1 protein-coding gene is annotated in these 3,455 nt (G+C 69.7%); it reads left to right on the top strand.

Features of this window, described 5'->3' with window-relative positions; all coding sequences use genetic code 11:
* On the top strand, positions 1 to 3,411 hold a 3,411-nt coding region (locus ACFU6K_RS34335), incomplete at its 5' end, for a multifunctional oxoglutarate decarboxylase/oxoglutarate dehydrogenase thiamine pyrophosphate-binding subunit/dihydrolipoyllysine-residue succinyltransferase subunit (protein ID WP_380669812.1).
* Between the last annotated feature and the right edge of the window lie 44 nt (positions 3,412 to 3,455).

Below are 3,455 nucleotides of genomic sequence, written 5' to 3'. Positions count from 1 at the left end.
GCCCCCAAGGCCGCCGCCCCGGCGCCGGCCGAGACCGCTGCCGCCGCCGGCCCCGAGCTGATCCAGCTCCGCGGCCCGGCGAAGGCCGTCGCCACCAACATGGACGCCTCGCTGGAGGTGCCGACCGCGACCTCGGTCCGCGCCGTGCCGGCCAAGCTGTTGATCGACAACCGCATCGTCATCAACAACCACCTGCAGCGCGCCCGCGGCGGCAAGGTCTCCTTCACCCACCTGATCGGCTACGCCCTGGTCCAGGCCATCAAGGCCGCCCCGGGCATGAACTACAGCTACAAGGTGGAGAACGGCAAGGCCTTCCTGGTCAAGCCGGAGCACGTCAACCTCGGCCTGGCCATCGACCTGGTCAAGCCGAACGGCGACCGCCAGCTGGTCGTCGCGGCCATCAAGAAGGCCGAGACGCTCGACTTCTTCGGCTTCTGGCAGGCCTACGAGGACATCGTCCGCCGGGCCCGCGCCAACAAGCTGACCATGGACGACTTCACCGGCGTCACGGTCTCGCTGACCAACCCCGGCGGCATCGGCACCGTGCACTCCGTGCCGCGCCTGATGCAGAACCAGGGCACCATCGTCGGCGTCGGCGCCATGGAGTACCCGGCCGAGTTCCAGGGCTCCGCCCCGGAGACCCTGTCCCGCCTGGGCGTCTCCAAGATCATGACGCTGACCTCGACCTACGACCACCGCGTCATCCAGGGCGCGGCGTCCGGCGAGTTCCTGCGCGAGATCCACCGCCTGCTGCTCGGCGAGAACGGCTTCTACGACGAGATCTTCGAGTCGCTGCGGATCCCGTACGAGCCGGTCCGCTGGGCCACCGACGTCGCCACCACCCACGACGACGAGGTCAACAAGACCGCGCGCGTCATGGAGCTGATCCACTCCTACCGGGTCCGCGGCCACCTGATGGCCGACACCGACCCGCTGGAGTACAAGCAGCGCAAGCACCCCGACCTGGACGTCACCACCCACGGCCTCACCCTGTGGGACCTGGAGCGCGAGTTCGCCGTCGGCGGCTTCGGCGGCCAGAAGATGATGAAGCTCCGCGACATCCTCGGCCTGCTGCGCAACACGTACTGCCGCACCGTCGGCATCGAGTACATGCACATCCAGGACCCGAAGCAGCGCAAGTGGCTGCAGGAGCGCCTGGAGAAGCCGTACGCGAAGCCCGAGCGCGAGGAGCAGCTGCGGATCCTCCGCCGCCTGAACTCGGCCGAGGCCTTCGAGACCTTCCTGCAGACCAAGTACGTCGGCCAGAAGCGCTTCTCGCTGGAGGGCGGTGAGTCGCTGATCGCGCTGCTGGACGCGACCATCGACTCCGCCGCCGAGCACCGCCTCGACGAGGCCGTCATCGGCATGGCCCACCGCGGCCGCCTGAACGTGCTGGCCAACATCGTCGGCAAGCCGTACGGCAAGATCTTCGGCGAGTTCGAGGGCAACCTCGACCCGAAGTCGATGCACGGCTCCGGCGACGTCAAGTACCACCTGGGCTCCGAGGGCACCTTCACCGGCCTGGACGGCGAGACCATCAAGGTCTCGCTCGCCGCGAACCCCTCCCACCTGGAGACGGTCGACCCGGTCGTCGAGGGCATCGCCCGCGCCAAGCAGGACATCCTGGACCAGGGCGGCACCACCTTCCCGGTGCTGCCGATCCAGATCCACGGCGACGCGGCCTTCGCCGGCCAGGGCGTCGTCGCGGAGACCCTGAACATGTCGCAGCTGCGCGGCTACCGCACCGGCGGCACCGTGCACGTCGTGGTGAACAACCAGGTCGGCTTCACCGCCGCCCCGGCGTCCTCGCGCTCCTCGATGTACTGCACCGACGTGGCCCGCATGATCGAGGCCCCGATCTTCCACGTGAACGGCGACGACCCGGAGGCCGTGGTCCGCGTCGCGCGGCTCGCCTTCGAGTTCCGCCAGGCGTTCCACAAGGACGTGGTGATCGACCTCATCTGCTACCGCCGCCGCGGTCACAACGAGGCCGACAACCCGTCGTTCACCCAGCCGCTGATGTACGACCTGATCGACAAGAAGCGCTCGGTGCGCAAGCTGTACACCGAGGGCCTGATCGGTCGCGGCGACATCACCATGGAAGAGGCGGAGCAGGCGCTCCAGGACTTCCAGGGCCAGCTGGAGAAGGTCTTCGCCGAGGTCCGCGACGCGGCCCAGGCGCCGGCCGACGCCACCGCCGGCAAGCCGGTCGCCGACTTCCCGGTCTCCATCCAGACCGGCATCTCCCAGGAGATGGTCAAGCGGATCGCCGCCTCGCAGGTCAACCACCCGGACTGGCTGACCGTCCACCCGCGCCTGCTGCCGCAGCTGCAGCGCCGCGCCGCCTCGGTCGAGGACAACACCATCGACTGGGCGATGGGCGAGACCCTCGCCATCGGCTCGCTGCTGATGGAGGGCCACCCGGTCCGCCTGGCCGGCCAGGACAGCCGCCGCGGCACCTTCGGCCAGCGGCACGCCGTCCTGATCGACCGCAAGACCGGCGAGGACTACACCCCGCTGCAGTACCTCACCGAGGACCAGGCCCGCTACACCGTCTACGACAGCCTGCTGTCGGAGTACGCGGCCATGGGCTTCGAGTACGGCTACTCGCTGACCCGCCCGAACGCGCTGGTCATGTGGGAGGCGCAGTTCGGCGACTTCGTCAACGGCGCGCAGACCATGGTGGACGAGTACATCGCCTCCGCCGAGCAGAAGTGGGGCCAGCACTCCGGCGTCACCCTGCTGCTGCCGCACGGCTACGAGGGCCAGGGCCCGGACCACTCGTCCGCCCGCCCGGAGCGCTTCCTCCAGCTGTGCGCGCAGAACAACATGACGGTCGCGATGCCGACCCTGCCGTCGAACTACTTCCACCTGCTGCGCTGGCAGGCGCACAACCCGCACCACAAGCCGCTGGTCGTCTTCACCCCGAAGTCGATGCTGCGTCTGAAGGCCGCGGCGAGTGCGGCGGAGGAGTTCCTGTCCGGCTCGTTCCGCCCGGTCATCGGCGACTCCACCGTCGACCCGGCGCAGGTCCGCAAGGTGGTCATCACCGCCGGCAAGTTCTACTACGACCTGGCGGCGGCCCGCGCCGAGCGCGGCGTCACCGACACCGCGATCGTCCGGGTCGAGCGGCTCTACCCGCTGCCGGTGGCCGAGCTCCAGGAGGAGCTGGCCCGCTACGGCGACAACGTCCAGTTCGTCTGGGCGCAGGAGGAGCCGGCCAACCAGGGTGCCTGGCCGTTCATCGCGATGAACCTGGTCGACCACCTCCAGGTCGTCATCGGCCGCACCGGCGGCGACGCCCGTCTGCGCCGTGTCGCCCGTACGGCCGCCTCGTCCCCGGCGGTCGGCTCGGCCAAGCGGCACGCCGCCGAGCAGCAGGCGCTGGTCGAGGAGGTCTTCGCGCTCTGACGAGCCGAAGCCCGACGCTCTCCACGCCCGCGGCCCCGTCCTCC

This window comes from Kitasatospora sp. NPDC057512 (assembly GCF_042802135.1).
GTDB lineage: Bacteria > Actinomycetota > Actinomycetes > Streptomycetales > Streptomycetaceae > Kitasatospora.
The sequence above is the reverse complement of the archived record's forward strand: the minus strand, read 5'-3'. Positions and strand labels throughout refer to the sequence as shown.